We start from the raw sequence: 14080 nt of genomic DNA, 5'->3' as shown, positions 1-14080 counted from the left end.
CATCTACCTTTTTCCGGAGAAAAGCCTAAAAAAATCCCCTAACCGGTGTTAGCCAATCAGGGGAGTTAGTTATCAGGGTGCATCTACCAATTTAATATCCGCGACACATCTACCTTTTTCCGGAGAAAAGCCTAAAAAAATCCCCTAACCGGTGTTAGCCAATCAGGGGAGTTAGTTATCAGGGTGCATCTACTAATTTAATATCCGCGACACATCTACCTCTTTCCGGAGAAAAGCACAAAATAGAGCTGATCGCAGTTCAATCAATTAAATTTAGCTAGGCAGTGGGGAACTAATGCGGATAAACTTATAACCAAGGAACCGCAAAAATAACCCGGCTGAGAAACATTCAGTAGCAGAATGCATCTAAGGTGTGAGAAGGAGCAAAAATATATAGCTGAAACTCAAAGTTTCAATTCGATTAAGGAGGCGAACAGGAAAAGTTGTGACCCAGGAATTTCATATTTCCGTAACCCCAGTAGGGCAAAATGACTACTTGGTGCGGACCGAACAAGTCGCGACTGGGGTGCCATTGGCAGAAGAACTGGTAACCTGGCCTGTCACTGAGTGGTTAGTATCTGCTGGACATCTGATGAATGACCCGCTCAAATCGGTATTCCAGGGAAACGCGATCGCTAAGAACTCTTTTAATCTGGTGACATTGGGACAGCAATTGTACAATGCACTATTTCAAGGCACTATCAGAGACAGTTGGATTACCGCCCAAGGGATTGCCCAAAACCACCAAAAATTGCTGCACCTACGATTGGGGCTAAAAGATGTCAGGTTAGCACGTCTACCTTGGGAAGTGATGCACGCAGGTGATCGCCCTCTGGCTACTGGCCCTTATATTGCTTTTTCTCGCTACCAAAGCGGAACAATGGCTGGATCTCGTTTACCATTGAGAAGCAAATCAAAACTCCCAGAAACTGGAAAAGTCAAAGTCTTAATGGTACTAGCTTCTCCTCCGGATCAAGTCCGCCTTGATTTACTCAAACAAGAAGCTATCAACCTCCAAGAGGAACTTCACCGTCAGAAAAGACGAAATGACAGAAGTGGCCATCATTTACCAGAGATTTCGCTGACTATACTAGATCAACCAGGGCGCGAAGAATTAACCCAAGCCTTAGAACAAGGGGGATACCAAATTCTACACTACTCTGGTCATAGTAGCCGAAGTCCCCAAGGTGGACAAATTTACCTTGTCAGTAGAAGAACTGGGTTAACGGAAACTCTTAGTGGTGATGATTTAGCAGGGTTGCTAGTTAACAATAATATTAAAATGGTTGTGTTTAATTCCTGCTGGGGAGCATACACAGCTACATCCGACCCTGGTGGGGACATGACGGCTCAACGTAACTTGACACAAAGCCTGGTGAGGCGAGGAATTGGCAGCGTTTTGGCTATGTCAGAACGCATTCCCGATGAAGTAGCGCTGACGCTGACACAATTATTTTATCACAAGCTCAGCCAGGGATGCCCTGTAGATTTGTGTGTCAATCTAGTACGCCAGGGATTAATTTCTACCTATGGTTCTCACCAGAATTACTGGGCTTTACCAATTTTATATCTCCAACAGGATTTTGACGGTTCGTTCTGTCCAGAAATATCTTTAAGTGCGGAATATTTAAGTGCGGACTCACTCAAAGAGTATATTTATCAGCCGCCTTTAAGGGAAAATCCCACCGCTATGTATGTTGCCATGGCAGATGATACAGACATAGTTTTACCCATTGATGAGATGATTTATTATGGTTTAGGTGATGATTCTATACCAACACCACCCAACCTATCAGATATAGACTGGCTAGGTGAAGACACATGGGGCGACCTAGTAGATGAAATTGAGTCTGATGATGATCCCGACTATGCGGAAGATTCGGCTTTAGTTTCGGATTTGTTTCGTCAGCTACATCAGGAAATTCCCTATCAGGAACCTGTACAAGGGATTACAGATAACCAAGTTCGGGAATATCATCTGCCCCAAGATACTGCTTCTCAGGATGAGGAACTAAAATTAACTGAAGAAACACTAGAATCCCCACCCCCAGCGGCTAAATATGTGGAAAAAAACAGGAAGACTCTCACCCCAAGAAAATCATCACCAGCTCCATCAATTCCTTTAGCTCGTACTCGTTATCAACTGTGGCCTGTTATTGGTATAGTGGGTGCAAGTGCTTTATGTATAATTATTAGCTTAATTTTTTTACGGGAAAAACAACCAGAAACACCTACATCGGTTACACGTCCAATGGATCCGGAGTCTTTAACCACAGAGATTCAGCCTGAAATCAACATTAAAAATGCCCCCACTGAAATCATAACTGTCAAGGCTAAGGAAAAATTAGGCCAGGGTGACTTAGACGAAGGACTACGATGGATCACAGAACTACTCAATCGTGGTGAACTGGATGCTGCTGAAGCCTTACTGGATTTAGTTCCGCAAAACCAACTAGATGATTCATCTGTTAAGTTTTTAAAAGGGCGATTAGCATGGCAGTTTCTTCAGACTGGAAACCAGAAATACAGTATTAATGATGTCCGCCGTTATTGGGAAAGTGCGTTGGAATCTGAACCAAATTCACCTTTATATAATAATGCTTTGGGATTTGCCTACTATGCAGACGGTAATCTCAACGAAGCTAATTCTTCTTGGTTCCAAGCCTTGAATTTAGCTCTTAATCGGCAAAGGATTGCCTCTACTGCACCAGTAACTATGAGCACGGAACTCCCCGAAGAAGCTTTAACTTCCTATGCTGGATTAGCACTGGGGATGTATACATCTGCATATAATCAACCTTCTATTAATAAACAAAGACAATATGTTAATGAAGCTGTGAAGTTGAGAGATATGGTAATCGCCAATCAACCAGTGAATTTCCAGAGTAATGAATTGAGTCAGAATTGGTTGTGGTCAGAAAAAGCCCAGTCCAAGTGGCGATCGCTCCTGCAAGAAAAAGGTGAAGAAAATTGACGGTTACAATTTGACAGTTAACCGTCAAAATCCAGTCAACAGTTAGGTTGAGGGATGGATTCTTCAGCCCAACTTTTCAGGACTAAGAAGCTGATAGCTGGACTGAGATAGTCTGAGATTGCAACTTTTCCAGTTCCGCCAGAACTTCTGTACTGTGAATTGATGGGTTGACCTTCACGAAAATCTCACGCAAAATTCCTTCGGGATCAATGATGAAACTATGGCGCATGGATACAACACCGAGCCAAGAACCATAAGCCTTACTCACAGCCCCAGTGGTATCAGCTAATAGGGGAAATTTCAACCCCTGTGAATCACAAAATTCGGCGTGGGAATCAACATCATCGGCACTCACACCAATAATCTGAACGTTTTTATTTATGTATTTGGGTAGGTCTTGCTGAAAACGACGAGCTTCAATAGTGCAACCGGAGGTAAAATCCTGGGGATAAAAATACAGGACTACCCACTTACCCCGCCAATCGGAAAGAGAAACTGTACCATCACCTGTATTAGTTGGCAAAGTAAACTCTGGTGCGGGCTGATTGATGGACGGAAGTTTACCACCCATTGCATAAGCCGCTGGGGTAAGATGCAGCCAACTGATGAGGGCAAAACAGCTGACAAGTAATATATTGAAAAAATTGCGCCGAGAAATCATGGTGCTGACCAAAATGACAACTTTACACAAGTTTACAATTCTTGGTTACCCTGGTGAGATGCGGGTGGGATATCTGTGCTTTCAATATATTGGCTATCCAACAAAAAATTGCCCTTAGTAAAGTGTATAACCCAATATCCTCCGGGTTTTCGGTCAATTAATGTACCTTCTTCCCCTAAAGAAATCACATCAGGGGGGCGCAGCATGGGCATGGGCTCTGCGGTTTTGACGTAGGGCGGTAGTGCTACAACTCTGACCTTACTACCAATGGCGAATTCTGGAGTCATGTTTATCAAGCTAGGAGTCTTGACTAACTCATAACTCATAACTCCTAACTTTTACTAGGTATTGGCTTAATTTTTTATTCTCTATTTGGGAAATTGCCTTGCTGACGGCGCGATCGCATATTTTGGCGCATTTCCTGCATTTGTTGCCGTTGCTCTGGGGTCAGAACTGCTAACATCTGTTCTGAATGTCTGGGAAGTTTGAAGTAATCGTTTTTTATAACATCGTCAAATACCGCCAAGGGGATGTGTTAGCATTTGGCGAGATTGGCGAGGTTTATATGAACAAACAAGAAGCATCTGAGTTTCTGGGTGTAAGTGTCCGGGCGCTGGAGCGTTATGTGCATGCAGCAGGGACGAATCAGCGTTAAATACGAGAAGGGTAAAACCCGCCCCACAGTATTTTGTTTAAAGGTTAATCCAACTACGCACCATCTGTCGAGGTTTTTCGGAATTTTTAAAAGTGGTTCTATTGTGGCATAAAAAGCGATTATTAACGTAAAATACATCACCTTTTTTCATTTTGAAGCGGACTGTATTTTCGGGTTCTGAAAAAAAGTTGTCGATTATGTCAAGTGTTTTTGTGATAGCTTCAGGTTGCGCTATTTCCAGTTTGGAGTAAGCGACTTCAATCCAGTACCGCATATAACGAAAAACCAGACCCTGAGAATCGGCTGAGAATAAGGGGAAATTATTCTTTTGAATAGCTTCTTGAGAATTAATCTCTCCTGGTATAATAACATCGCGCGCCAAAGGTTCGTAGAGACAGGGGACTAGCTGTGTCTGGTGTTGCAAGAAATATTGATACAAATTGGCGGCATTTGCTACAAGGGAATCTCCTCCCTCATCCGCGGCAGCAAGACACAGTAAGCCAACAATATCAGGGAAGTAGTTTTTGGCTGTACTATCGGTATGATAGCCAGTTTCTGCATTTGTCATCGAAACTGGAATGGCTTCTTTAGTATAATCCATTCCTCGATCGATTACATCAAAAAAATAGCCATAGCGGTCGTTTAGCAGTCCAAAAATGCGAGAAATAAAAGCATAAATTAATCGCATTTCTGTTTCTGTTAATGCTGGTTCTAATCGGAAAATAATTATTCCTGGTTCCTGGAGCAATTTTTCACGAAACGGTAGGAAAAAATCAATATTTTTATTGAGTGTTTCCCGTCCTATTTCGTTGGGTTTGTCAAGCCATCTGTGATTGCTTATTTTTAGTAAATCCAAGACTAAGGATTCTGGTAAATGAAAAAATAGTTGAGAAGGATCAGGCAATTTTTTCCAAGTCAGTAATGAAATATTAGGATCAGAAATCGGTACAATCATTTTTGAATTTTGAAAGCAACGTGAAGGGGAAGGTCAATAAGCGGAGTAAAAAATTCTGGGTCTAGTTCTAAATGTTCCTGATTAATTTTTAGTTCATAAACTTCTGGCATTTTTGTGAATGCTGCTAAACGAAGAGATGTGAAGTAATCTTCCATAGTTTTATGAACACATTGCACGGCGACGGCTTTTCTATCTCTGCGCCAAATTTCACCGGGGAATAATTGATCGCGTCCAGAAAAATAGCCAGCTTTCGGTTTAAAATAAAACGGAAACTTATCTTTTTTCAGAAAAGGTAAAGAGGGATGGGGGACGGCGAACAGGAAATATCCACCGAATTTCAAAAGTTGGTAGGCTTTCTGCATCGTGCTAATAGTTTCTGAAACATTTAAGTAGTTGAACAGAAACATAGCCAGAACTAAATCGTATTGTTCGGACTCAGTTACCCCAAAATCACGAATATCACCAGTTTCATAAGAAGCATTAGTAATCTGATACTCGTTTTTTTGGATCAAGGCCTGCTCGATCATTTGCGATGAAATATCAATCCCATGAACATATTGAGCGCCTCGGTTAATTAACTCTCTTCCTACATAACCTTCCCCACAGCCTAGGTCTAATATATTCTTGTTGACAATCGGTTCACATAAATCAATGACAAACGGGCGTGCGGAGTAATCAGAAAGCAAAATCGGTTCTACTCGTTTCCAGTCTCCTGCGCTTTCGTCGTAAAGTTTTTTGGTTTCTTGTGTTGCTTTCATACCTATCTAACGTGATAAAATTTGCACTAATTTTGTTTTAGTCTAGCAATGTGTAAGTAATTTCCCATGAAACTTTTGCCAGTTAATCCAAAATCAGCTATCGCAAGAAAAATTAGCTCTTCTTCGCCTAAGTTCACAGATTGATGCACGCACCAACGGGGAATAACAGCAAAAGTACCCGGTTCGAATTCGTTTTCGTACTGATCAAAAATAACTTTTCCTTTTAGTGAAAAGCTTAACAATCTTGAGTTGGTCTGATGATGTCAAAGATTTATCTAGCGCCAATGCACGTTCATACATATTGTCCCAGTAAGCAGCACGTAGATTTAAGGCTTTTAACATTCCTTTGCGTAATTCCAGAACAGCCTGTTCGCTTTCACTGGCTAATTCTTTAGCAATCTCAATTAAAGTTAAGCTGTGTTCATCCTCCACTTCTGTATGTAAAGGAAAAAATACATATTGCCCCAAGGATAATGATGTATGGTTTTTAATCGCTTCAATAATGTGTTTGTAGATAAATTTAACAACAGATTCAGTCCCTAAACCTATCGCTCCAATAGCTTGGAGTGAACTTTCATTCTGGATCAGCGATAAGAATGATTCACGCCAGATTTCTACTTCAACACAAGGCGTTTGCGTGCTATCTACTCCCATAGCTTTTTGAAAACGCTTGAATAACTGTGGGTGAGTAATTTCCTGTACCCACTCGTCTTTAATACCTAATTTACGGATTGCTTCGAGCTCTTCATCGTGTAGATATCCGTTTTCTTCAGCTAAGTTCTTCAGCAGGTGATTTCGATGAGTGGGATTTTCTAGCTTTGATATTACTGCTGTTAAATAACGGGAAAACCAGTCACTATAAGCTCCGTATTGACTGGCAAAGTCTTTCAGAACTTCATCAATATGTTGAAATTCTCCTTTTTCTAAAGCAAGTAAATAAGGGTGATTAATTGCTCGATGGCTTAGTGCTTCCTTGATTAAATTTTCCATTTCTTGTCATCCCCCTTCAGGACACGCTGTTTAAAACAAAATCAGAAAATTTGCCAATTGTCAATACATAAAACATTATCATGGTTAGTCATCACGGCGAATGAATTCGCCGTTGGCACTTCCTCCACTGTCTAAAGCCAAGTGGCTTTCGTGCCTTTCAAAATTTTTTGTCAAGAATCATGTCACCAATATTTTGAACCGCTTAAACTTACGCGATCGCACTCAAGCGGCTATTGTGGCTAACAGATTTTTAGCTTATTTAGAGCCTTGTTAAAAATATTAACAATTCTCAAAACATATTTTGCTCAATTAAATAATGCCAAACATTCATGCTTTAAAATCCCACCTGTGATTTTAATATTTCTGAATGATTGAGTAATTACCTGTTCACAAGATATAAGAATTTGTGATTGATTCACCGAGACTAAATCTTGAATGGAAGCACCATAGACAATTTCAGATATCCCCGCCCACACACAGGCCGTAGCACACATAGGACAAGGTTCACCAGTGGTATATATTGTATAACCTGCGAAGGAAGGGCTTTTAAGTTTAGCTGTTAAGCGGCGAATCACGTTAATTTCTGCATGGGCTGATGGGTCGCTATCTCGATTCACGGTATTATGAGCGACAGCCACAACTTCTTGGTTTTTAACAATTACAGCACCATAAGGAGCATCTCCTTTTTGAGCTTCTTCTAGTGCTAGGCGCATAAAATCTTCTGGTTGCATCGGAATTAGTCATTTATTAATGATAAATTCTCATCATATCCTATTTAACTTTTATTTGTCTTTTGTCAAAGGTGTTGAATATGTTACTAACCAAAAAACAAACAGAATTTTACTTAAAAGACCTAGAAACACCAACAGGTAAAGCGATCAATTTAACACTTACAGTTTTGGTGCTACTATCATCAGGTATTTTTGTCGCTGAAACTTATAATATTCCTGATCATATTCTCATGGATTTAAATGTTATTGACATTGTAATCCTGATATTTTTTGCGGGAGAATATGCAGTGCGCCTGTGGAGTGCAGAAAATAAAATTAACTATATTTTTAGTTTTTACGCAACTATTGACTTAATAGCAATTTTAACATTTTTTATAGGGGGAGTTGATTTGAGGTTTATTCGCCTCTTGCGCTGTTTTAGAATTTTAAGCTTAATTAAATTGATAGATAGACCATTTTTATTTGGCACTATCACTACAGAAGATGGGGAAATATTTGCCAGAATTTTATTTACTTTATTTGCCATTATATTTATTTACTCCGGCTTAATTTATCAGGTAGAACATCCAGTCAACCCTGATGTTTTTGGCACATTTTTGGATGCCTTTTATTTTTCGGTGGTGACCATGACAACAGTGGGATTTGGGGATTTGACCCCGATTTCAGAATTAGGTCGCTTGCTGACAGTATTAATGATTTTGACAGGTATTTCCTTAATTCCTTGGCAAGTAGGGGACTTAATTAAGCGATTGGTGAAAACTGCTAATCAGCTAGAAATAGTTTGTTCTGGTTGTGGTTTAGCATTCCATGATGTAGATGCTAAGTTTTGTAAACGGTGTGGGACTGAGTTACTCAAGGGTAAATTGACAATCTCGGAATTGAACTGATAACAGGGGAAATTGCCCCTATAATGTTCGGTTATACTACTGTTGCCAGTACACAAAAGAATATAACCTCATAGGTAGTAGTCAAATGTCTAATTTAAACGCTGCCGTCGCTCTTCAATTAAGGGGTGAATACCTGTGTATCAATGGATCTTGCCAAGCCTGAGTGAAATTGTAGCTGCCAGTCAGGCAACTGTGGCTGAATGCTCACCAACCAAAGCAGAGCGACAGTGGCGGGTGAGTGTGGCTGCAACAGAACAACTACTGATCAACAGTTTAGAAACTGCTTCACCTGATGGCAATAAAGGCTTAGTGTTAGCTGCACCAGCACCTTTATTTAGTCAGCCAAAATTAAATCAGAGCTTGCAAACTGTCACATTTACAGCGCTGCCATTTAACCCCTTGGCATTGATGCCATTTCAGAGGCCTGGTGTGATTGCTACAGGAGGTCAAGAAATGGCTCCCCAGAAAACAGTACTACCTTTACTACCAGCAGATCCACTGGGAAGAGAGAGATTTTGCTTAGTTTTTACAGAAAAATTGAGATTAGTGCTGGTTTTGGCGGAAGATCACAGAGGTAATAAAACATTTTCATTTTCCTTTGAGCCGGAAGTAGTAGAGCAAGCTTGGCGATCGCTGAGTGCCAGGGTAATGCTGACTAATCCAGAATTTAGCGCCGAACTGGATACATTAGTTCAAAACTATGCTGCGATCACACCAGATTACCGCCTGATCATGGAGTTTAGCAGGTTGTTACTGGAGCAATTAACAGCAGTCCCAGCCAATAAAGAAGTATTAGAAGACACTGCAGATGCTGAACAGCAAAGCGTAGCCCCCAAGCCATCCCCAGTACCCGATGTAGAATTACTCCAAGCTTTTGCTCACGAAGTGCGGACACCTTTAACGACAATTCGCACCCTGACTCGCTTACTACTCAAACGGCAAGATTTACCAGCTAAAGTCACTAATCGCTTAGAAATTATTGATCACGAGTGTACCGAGCAAATTGACCGCATGGAGTTACTGTTTAAAGCCGCAGAATTAGAAACTTCTCCCGCGGTGAAATCTCCCAGTAGTCAACTCACACCCATGTCCTTAGATCAGGTACTGCGGCAGAGTGTCCCCCGTTGGCAACAAGCGGCACATCGGCGAAATTTGACTTTAGATGTAGTTTTACCGCAGCAATTACCAACAGTGGTGAGTAATCCCAATATGCTCGATCAGGTACTAACCGGGTTGATGGAGAATTTCACCCGCAGTTTACCCCCAGGAAGTCATATTCAAGTGCAGGTGATTCCAGCAGGGGACCAACTGAAGTTACAATTATCACCCCAACTCCATTGCCAAGGTACAAGCGTCGCCACGGGGAATGTTACACCACCAATTCGCAAAGCACTGGGTCAACTGCTGATGTTTCAACCCGAAACCGGTACGATTACTTTAAATATTGCTGCCACAAAGCATCTATTTCAGGCTATTGGCGGTAAACTGATTGTCCGCCAACGCCAACACTACGGAGAAGTTTTAACTATTTTCTTACCTTTGGAAGTCAGCAGTAAGAAAAAGCTAAGTGTTTGATTTTGAGATCAACGGGTCTTGAGTCTTTCTTGTAAAGCTTCCCGTGCGTGTTCTCGGTCGTCAAAGTGGATTTTTTCAGTGCCGAGAATTTGGTAGTCTTCGTGACCTTTACCAGCTAATAAGACTCCATCGCCGGGTTGGGCTTGTAAAATGGCAGTGCGAATAGCTGTAGCGCGATCGCATATTACTATTGGTTGAGCCGTATCAGGAATTCCTGCTAAAACATCTTGTAAAATCCGTTCCGGGTCTTCAGTCCGGGGATTATCTGAAGTCACAACCGCTATATCTGCTAATTCTGCGGCAATTTTACCCATTTTAGGGCGCTTAGTGCGATCGCGATCGCCTCCACAGCCAAACACGCAAATCATATTCCCGGGAATAAACGGCCGTGCAGCTTTGAGCAAATTTTCCAAACTATCAGGGGTGTGGGCATAATCCACAATTACGGTGATTTCTTCCTCAGGACTAAGTACGCGTTCCATGCGTCCGGGAACCCCAGGAAACTGTGGTATAGCCGCAGCCACCAAGTGTAAATCTAGTCCTAAATGTAAAACCGCACCCACAGCTGCCAAAAGATTCTCTAAATTATACTGCCCCACCAAAGGAGAACGAAAAGCCACATTACCCCTTGGGGTATGTAACATACCGCTGACACCATTAGGTTCGTACATTAAATTACTCATGTACAAATCGGCGCTGTGATTATTAACACTGTAACTCCACACCCGTCCTGATATACTTAGAGACGCAATTAAACGCTGACCGTAGGCATCATCAGCATTAATTATTGCGCGTCCCTTGAGATATTCGGGAGTAAATAATAAAGCCTTGGCAGCAAAATAATCCTCCATATCCCTGTGATAGTCCAAATGGTCTTGAGTGAGATTAGTAAACACCCCCACCTCAAACTCACACCCTAAAACTCGACCCTGGGCTAAAGCATGGGAACTAACTTCCATGCTACCAAACTCACAACCCGCATTCACAGCCGCTGCTAGCTGTTCTTGTAATTCCACTGCAAAGGGTGTGGTGTGGAGGGCAGTTTGTTCAAAACCAGGCCAACGAGTGTAAAGAGTTCCCATCAAAGCCACAGATAGATGAGCTTGACTGAGGAAAAATTCCACTAAATGACTAGTAGTAGTTTTACCATTAGTGCCAGTCACACCCACCAGCTTTAGTTTTTTGCCTGGATGACCGTAAAAAGCTGCCGCTAATTGGGCGCAGGCTTTAGTCATATCCGCAGCACTGACAACCACAGCCCCATCTGTGGGAGGATTGTTTTGTAATGCTTGGGGTGAAACAATGGCCGCTACAGCACCGGAGGCGATCGCGCTAGGCCAAAAATCCCCACCATCTACCCGGGTTCCCGGCATTCCAATGAATAAATCACCCATACTACAAGCATGAGAATTAGTCTTTAAACCCGTAACTTCTACATCAGGGACAAAAGAGTAATTAACACCATCCACAACCGCCAGCAATTCACGCAATTTCATTTTAGTGCACCTCGTCACATAAATCTCTTGCGCTTATTCTGCATTATTTTTTTCTAAATAGATAAATACTTACCCAACATTTGGGCTAACTGCTGCACACTAGCACGGGGAGAAGGACGTGGTAAACGCTCCTCAATTACCCCTCCCTCGGTGTCTTCTGCCCCTGTGTGGTTACATAAACAAAGAACCGGTATTTCATACTGATAAGCCAAGAACCAATCTTCACGAGTGGTAATATCCCGAACTTCTAACTCACAATTGAGGTTTTCGACTTGTTCTAACTTTTCTTGTAAACTCTCACACAAATGACATCCGGGCTTGCTGTATAAAATCAATCGCATTTTCTGAAAACATTGATAGCTTGGTTAAACTCTATCTTAACCGAGCGGATTCAGATTACTCTGGCTAGCAGATACACCCTCAAACCTGACGCTCTTTGTTTGAGCCATAATATAAGGCAATTGGTGATCTAATTTCATCTATCTTTCGGCTAATCTTCAGTATTGGGGGTAATGGGGAATGGGGAATGGGGGAAAAAAGTAAAACCCCAAGACTGGGAATACCTGGGGTTTTCAACCTGACCACACTTATAGTTTTAGTATAAAATTCCCGGCAATTCTCAATGTTAATTGACATAAATATCTAAGTTTTGTCGTGAAATGTTTGCTAGTCAACGGGATGTTTATGGTAGTAGTAAATACCAATTCATCCTTGTGATATAATTACAATTATTGCGAGATAATTACCGGAAATTTAAAAACACAATCAGCAGATACTAGAGTTGTCACATAAATTCTCAATTTGGCTCTATTGTCATCTGGAGAATGGATAAATAAAAAGATATAATTTCGCTATTTATGTCTAAAATTACAGTTTTAAGTACTTGATTTATTTGGGAAAATCCAGAAGAATAAAAGCATCATGATCAAACATGATTGTAGCCAATAAAAGTGACAGAAAGCCTACTTAATGCCCGCGCCTGTGGGCATTTTTCATTAGTAACAGTGGGGTTTCTGATTTCCGTCCCCTTGGGGGAATGTGGTGATTATTACGCAAATAATACTTTTATGATATTAATTTATACAACTTTAAAAAAACTGGAATAGTCCTCTTCCATGGGTGTGTAATAATGAACTCATTTCAAGAGAGGATATTTTGTTTATGGGTTTATTTGTGGCGAAAAAACTGGTAATGTACCGCGTTGAGATTCCGAAAACATCGATGATGCTGATGTAGTTTTACTCAGACTGCAAAAAAGGAAAAAGGCTGATGACTCAGGACGTGGGTCGATTACAGTTAAGTGAACCAGTGATTGACCAAGGTAAGAAATACCAATTTTTATTAATTTGTTCAACCAAAAGCGATCGCCTGATTCAACCAGAAGATTTAATAGATGTAGAGTTACCATCTGGTATTGATACTACTGCTGGTGTGGTAATTTCTGGACGCGCCCCCATTTGGCTGTATGCTTACCTAACTGACAAACTACAGTTTACGGCTTGGGTAGCTTGTTATGAACCGCATTTAGGTGCGGTGGTGGTAGCAACTAACTCTGATGTGGTTGACATTGGGGAAGTAGTTGATATACATCCCCCTTATTGTTACCACCAGCAATTATGTCCAGCGTTAATGATTGTCGGACCACCAAATAGTGGTAAAAGTGTATTCTCTCATGCTTTGTTTACAGCTTTGTCTTGTGAAACTCCTGATATATATCTGCAACGCGCCCGTTGGGATGGTGAGGGTAATTACCTTTTAGATTTGGGTACGGAGGCTGTTAATAGGGGCGATCGCGGTTCTTTCACAGATGAGTTTTTCCCCTACCATTCTCAGGTTATCCTTCAGTTACGACGGGAGAAGTCTTTGGTAATTGTGGATGTGGGGGGGGTGGAACAACCACAAAAGTTACCGATTTTAGAGGCTTGTAGCCATTATCTGATTATCAGTTGCCATAGTCAAGCTATTGATGCTTGGCATGAATTTTGTGGCGAGCGTGGTAATTTAAAACCCATCGGTGTGATTAATAGTGTGCTGACTCCCATGGAAATCATTCATCAGCAGAAACCCTATTTAGAAATGACTGCTGGGCCGTGGGTACCGGGAGAACCTGCTGCTGTTCCCCAAGCTTTTTTAAAACGGTTGAAAAAATTAATACTTTTAAATAAATAAATTCACATTAATCTAACCTAGGGGAGTGTCAAATGCAAGATACCAGTTCTATGACAATAGCGATCGCTTGGTGTTTGGCTTGGGGAAATGAGTAGTAGCCTAGTTGACAATTAAATAGACAAACCTATACACTTATCTACAAACCTATAAGTGTATTTATGTTTAAACCTCATGAGTTTGCAAAGAAAATTGGGGTGTCAGTCAAGACATTACAACGATGGGATTCAGT

Annotated in this window: 13 protein-coding genes and 1 pseudogene; 6 read left to right on the top strand and 8 right to left on the bottom strand. The window is 41.3% G+C overall.

What is annotated here, in order from left to right; genetic code table 11:
- Positions 1-445: 445 nt before the first annotated feature.
- Entirely contained in the window at positions 446-2974 is a 2529-nt protein-coding gene (gene hetF / locus PN447_RS16125; protein WP_271764034.1) for a cell division protein HetF, read from the top strand.
- Between the two features lie 82 nt (positions 2975-3056).
- Here hetF and PN447_RS16120 read toward each other — a convergent pair whose 3' ends face one another.
- Both PN447_RS16120 and sipA read right to left on the bottom strand, forming a co-directional pair.
- Positions 3057-3635 carry a peroxiredoxin gene (locus tag PN447_RS16120; protein ID WP_271764033.1) on the bottom strand — a complete coding sequence of 193 codons (579 nt, stop codon included), beginning with the start codon at positions 3633-3635 and terminating at the stop codon, positions 3057-3059.
- A 32-nt stretch (positions 3636-3667) separates the two neighbouring features.
- On the bottom strand, positions 3668-3922 hold the full coding sequence (sipA, locus tag PN447_RS16115) for a regulatory protein SipA (protein ID WP_271764032.1): 255 nt from the start codon (positions 3920-3922) through the stop codon (positions 3668-3670).
- A 185-nt stretch (positions 3923-4107) separates the two neighbouring features.
- Here sipA and PN447_RS16110 point away from each other — a divergent pair, with 185 nt between their 5' ends.
- On the top strand, positions 4108-4290 hold the full coding sequence (locus PN447_RS16110; protein ID WP_271764031.1) for a hypothetical protein: 183 nt from the start codon (positions 4108-4110) through the stop codon (positions 4288-4290).
- Between the two features lie 37 nt (positions 4291-4327).
- Here the strand turns inward: PN447_RS16110 and PN447_RS16105 are convergent, their stop codons facing one another.
- The 3 genes from PN447_RS16105 to PN447_RS16095 all read right to left on the bottom strand — a co-directional run bounded on the left by PN447_RS16105 (position 4328) and on the right by PN447_RS16095 (position 6993).
- Positions 4328-5245, bottom strand: coding sequence for a TauD/TfdA dioxygenase family protein (locus PN447_RS16105; protein ID WP_271764030.1), 918 nt, complete (start codon positions 5243-5245; stop codon positions 4328-4330).
- Positions 5242-6003, bottom strand: a complete 762-nt coding sequence (locus PN447_RS16100; RefSeq protein WP_271764029.1) for a class I SAM-dependent DNA methyltransferase — start codon at positions 6001-6003, stop codon at positions 5242-5244. The genes PN447_RS16105 and PN447_RS16100 overlap by 4 nt, the downstream gene beginning before the upstream one ends.
- A 204-nt stretch (positions 6004-6207) precedes the next feature.
- Complete coding sequence (locus tag PN447_RS16095) at positions 6208-6993, bottom strand: TenA family transcriptional regulator (protein ID WP_271764028.1); 786 nt, start codon at positions 6991-6993, stop codon at positions 6208-6210.
- A 100-nt stretch (positions 6994-7093) separates the two neighbouring features.
- Between PN447_RS16095 and PN447_RS16090 the strand changes: the two genes are divergently transcribed.
- Entirely contained in the window at positions 7094-7267 is a 174-nt protein-coding gene (locus PN447_RS16090; RefSeq protein WP_271764035.1) for a hypothetical protein, read from the top strand.
- A 31-nt stretch (positions 7268-7298) separates the two neighbouring features.
- Here PN447_RS16090 and PN447_RS16085 read toward each other — a convergent pair whose 3' ends face one another.
- On the bottom strand, positions 7299-7724 hold the full coding sequence (locus PN447_RS16085) for a nucleoside deaminase (protein WP_271764027.1): 426 nt from the start codon (positions 7722-7724) through the stop codon (positions 7299-7301).
- An 80-nt stretch (positions 7725-7804) separates the two neighbouring features.
- Between PN447_RS16085 and PN447_RS16080 the strand changes: the two genes are divergently transcribed.
- Both PN447_RS16080 and PN447_RS16075 read left to right on the top strand, forming a co-directional pair.
- Positions 7805-8611 (top strand): ion transporter, encoded by an 807-nt coding sequence (locus PN447_RS16080; protein ID WP_271764026.1) that lies wholly within the window; start codon positions 7805-7807, stop codon positions 8609-8611.
- 135 nt (positions 8612-8746) lie between these two features.
- Positions 8747-10186, top strand: a complete 1440-nt coding sequence (locus PN447_RS16075) for a sensor histidine kinase (RefSeq protein ID WP_271764025.1) — start codon at positions 8747-8749, stop codon at positions 10184-10186.
- An 8-nt stretch (positions 10187-10194) separates the two neighbouring features.
- On the opposite strand, the gene PN447_RS16070 is transcribed toward PN447_RS16075, so the two are convergent.
- Positions 10195-11682, bottom strand: a complete 1488-nt coding sequence (locus tag PN447_RS16070; RefSeq protein WP_271764024.1) for a UDP-N-acetylmuramoyl-L-alanyl-D-glutamate--2,6-diaminopimelate ligase — start codon at positions 11680-11682, stop codon at positions 10195-10197.
- A 33-nt stretch (positions 11683-11715) separates the two neighbouring features.
- Positions 11716-12023 (bottom strand): annotated as a pseudogene (locus PN447_RS16065) (glutaredoxin family protein).
- 928 nt (positions 12024-12951) lie between these two features.
- Between PN447_RS16065 and crn3 the strand changes: the two are divergent.
- Positions 12952-13851 carry a CRISPR-associated ring nuclease Crn3/Csx3 gene (crn3, locus tag PN447_RS16060; RefSeq protein ID WP_271764022.1) on the top strand — a complete coding sequence of 300 codons (900 nt, stop codon included), beginning with the start codon at positions 12952-12954 and terminating at the stop codon, positions 13849-13851.
- Positions 13852-14080: the final 229 nt, after the last annotated feature.

Source organism: Anabaena sp. CS-542/02 (assembly GCF_028331085.1).
In the GTDB taxonomy this organism is placed as follows: Bacteria; Cyanobacteriota; Cyanobacteriia; order Cyanobacteriales; family Nostocaceae; genus Anabaenopsis; species Anabaenopsis arnoldii.
The sequence above is the reverse complement of the archived record's forward strand: the minus strand, read 5'-3'. Positions and strand labels throughout refer to the sequence as shown.

What these genes read in the sequence shown, in the direction of transcription:
- crn3 (WP_271764022.1), top strand. Translation starts at nt 12,952, where the DNA reads ATGACTCAGGACGTGGGTCGATTACAGTTAAGTGAACCAGTGATTGAC.
- PN447_RS16120 (WP_271764033.1), bottom strand. Translation starts at nt 3,635, where the DNA reads ATGATTTCTCGGCGCAATTTTTTCAATATATTACTTGTCAGCTGTTTT.
- PN447_RS16080 (WP_271764026.1), top strand. Translation starts at nt 7,805, where the DNA reads ATGTTACTAACCAAAAAACAAACAGAATTTTACTTAAAAGACCTAGAA.
- PN447_RS16110 (WP_271764031.1), top strand. Translation starts at nt 4,108, where the DNA reads ATGTCTGGGAAGTTTGAAGTAATCGTTTTTTATAACATCGTCAAATAC.
- PN447_RS16105 (WP_271764030.1), bottom strand. Translation starts at nt 5,245, where the DNA reads ATGATTGTACCGATTTCTGATCCTAATATTTCATTACTGACTTGGAAA.
- PN447_RS16070 (WP_271764024.1), bottom strand. Translation starts at nt 11,682, where the DNA reads ATGAAATTGCGTGAATTGCTGGCGGTTGTGGATGGTGTTAATTACTCT.
- PN447_RS16085 (WP_271764027.1), bottom strand. Translation starts at nt 7,724, where the DNA reads ATGCAACCAGAAGATTTTATGCGCCTAGCACTAGAAGAAGCTCAAAAA.
- PN447_RS16100 (WP_271764029.1), bottom strand. Translation starts at nt 6,003, where the DNA reads ATGAAAGCAACACAAGAAACCAAAAAACTTTACGACGAAAGCGCAGGA.
- sipA (WP_271764032.1), bottom strand. Translation starts at nt 3,922, where the DNA reads ATGACTCCAGAATTCGCCATTGGTAGTAAGGTCAGAGTTGTAGCACTA.
- PN447_RS16095 (WP_271764028.1), bottom strand. Translation starts at nt 6,993, where the DNA reads ATGGAAAATTTAATCAAGGAAGCACTAAGCCATCGAGCAATTAATCAC.
- PN447_RS16090 (WP_271764035.1), top strand. Translation starts at nt 7,094, where the DNA reads ATGAATTCGCCGTTGGCACTTCCTCCACTGTCTAAAGCCAAGTGGCTT.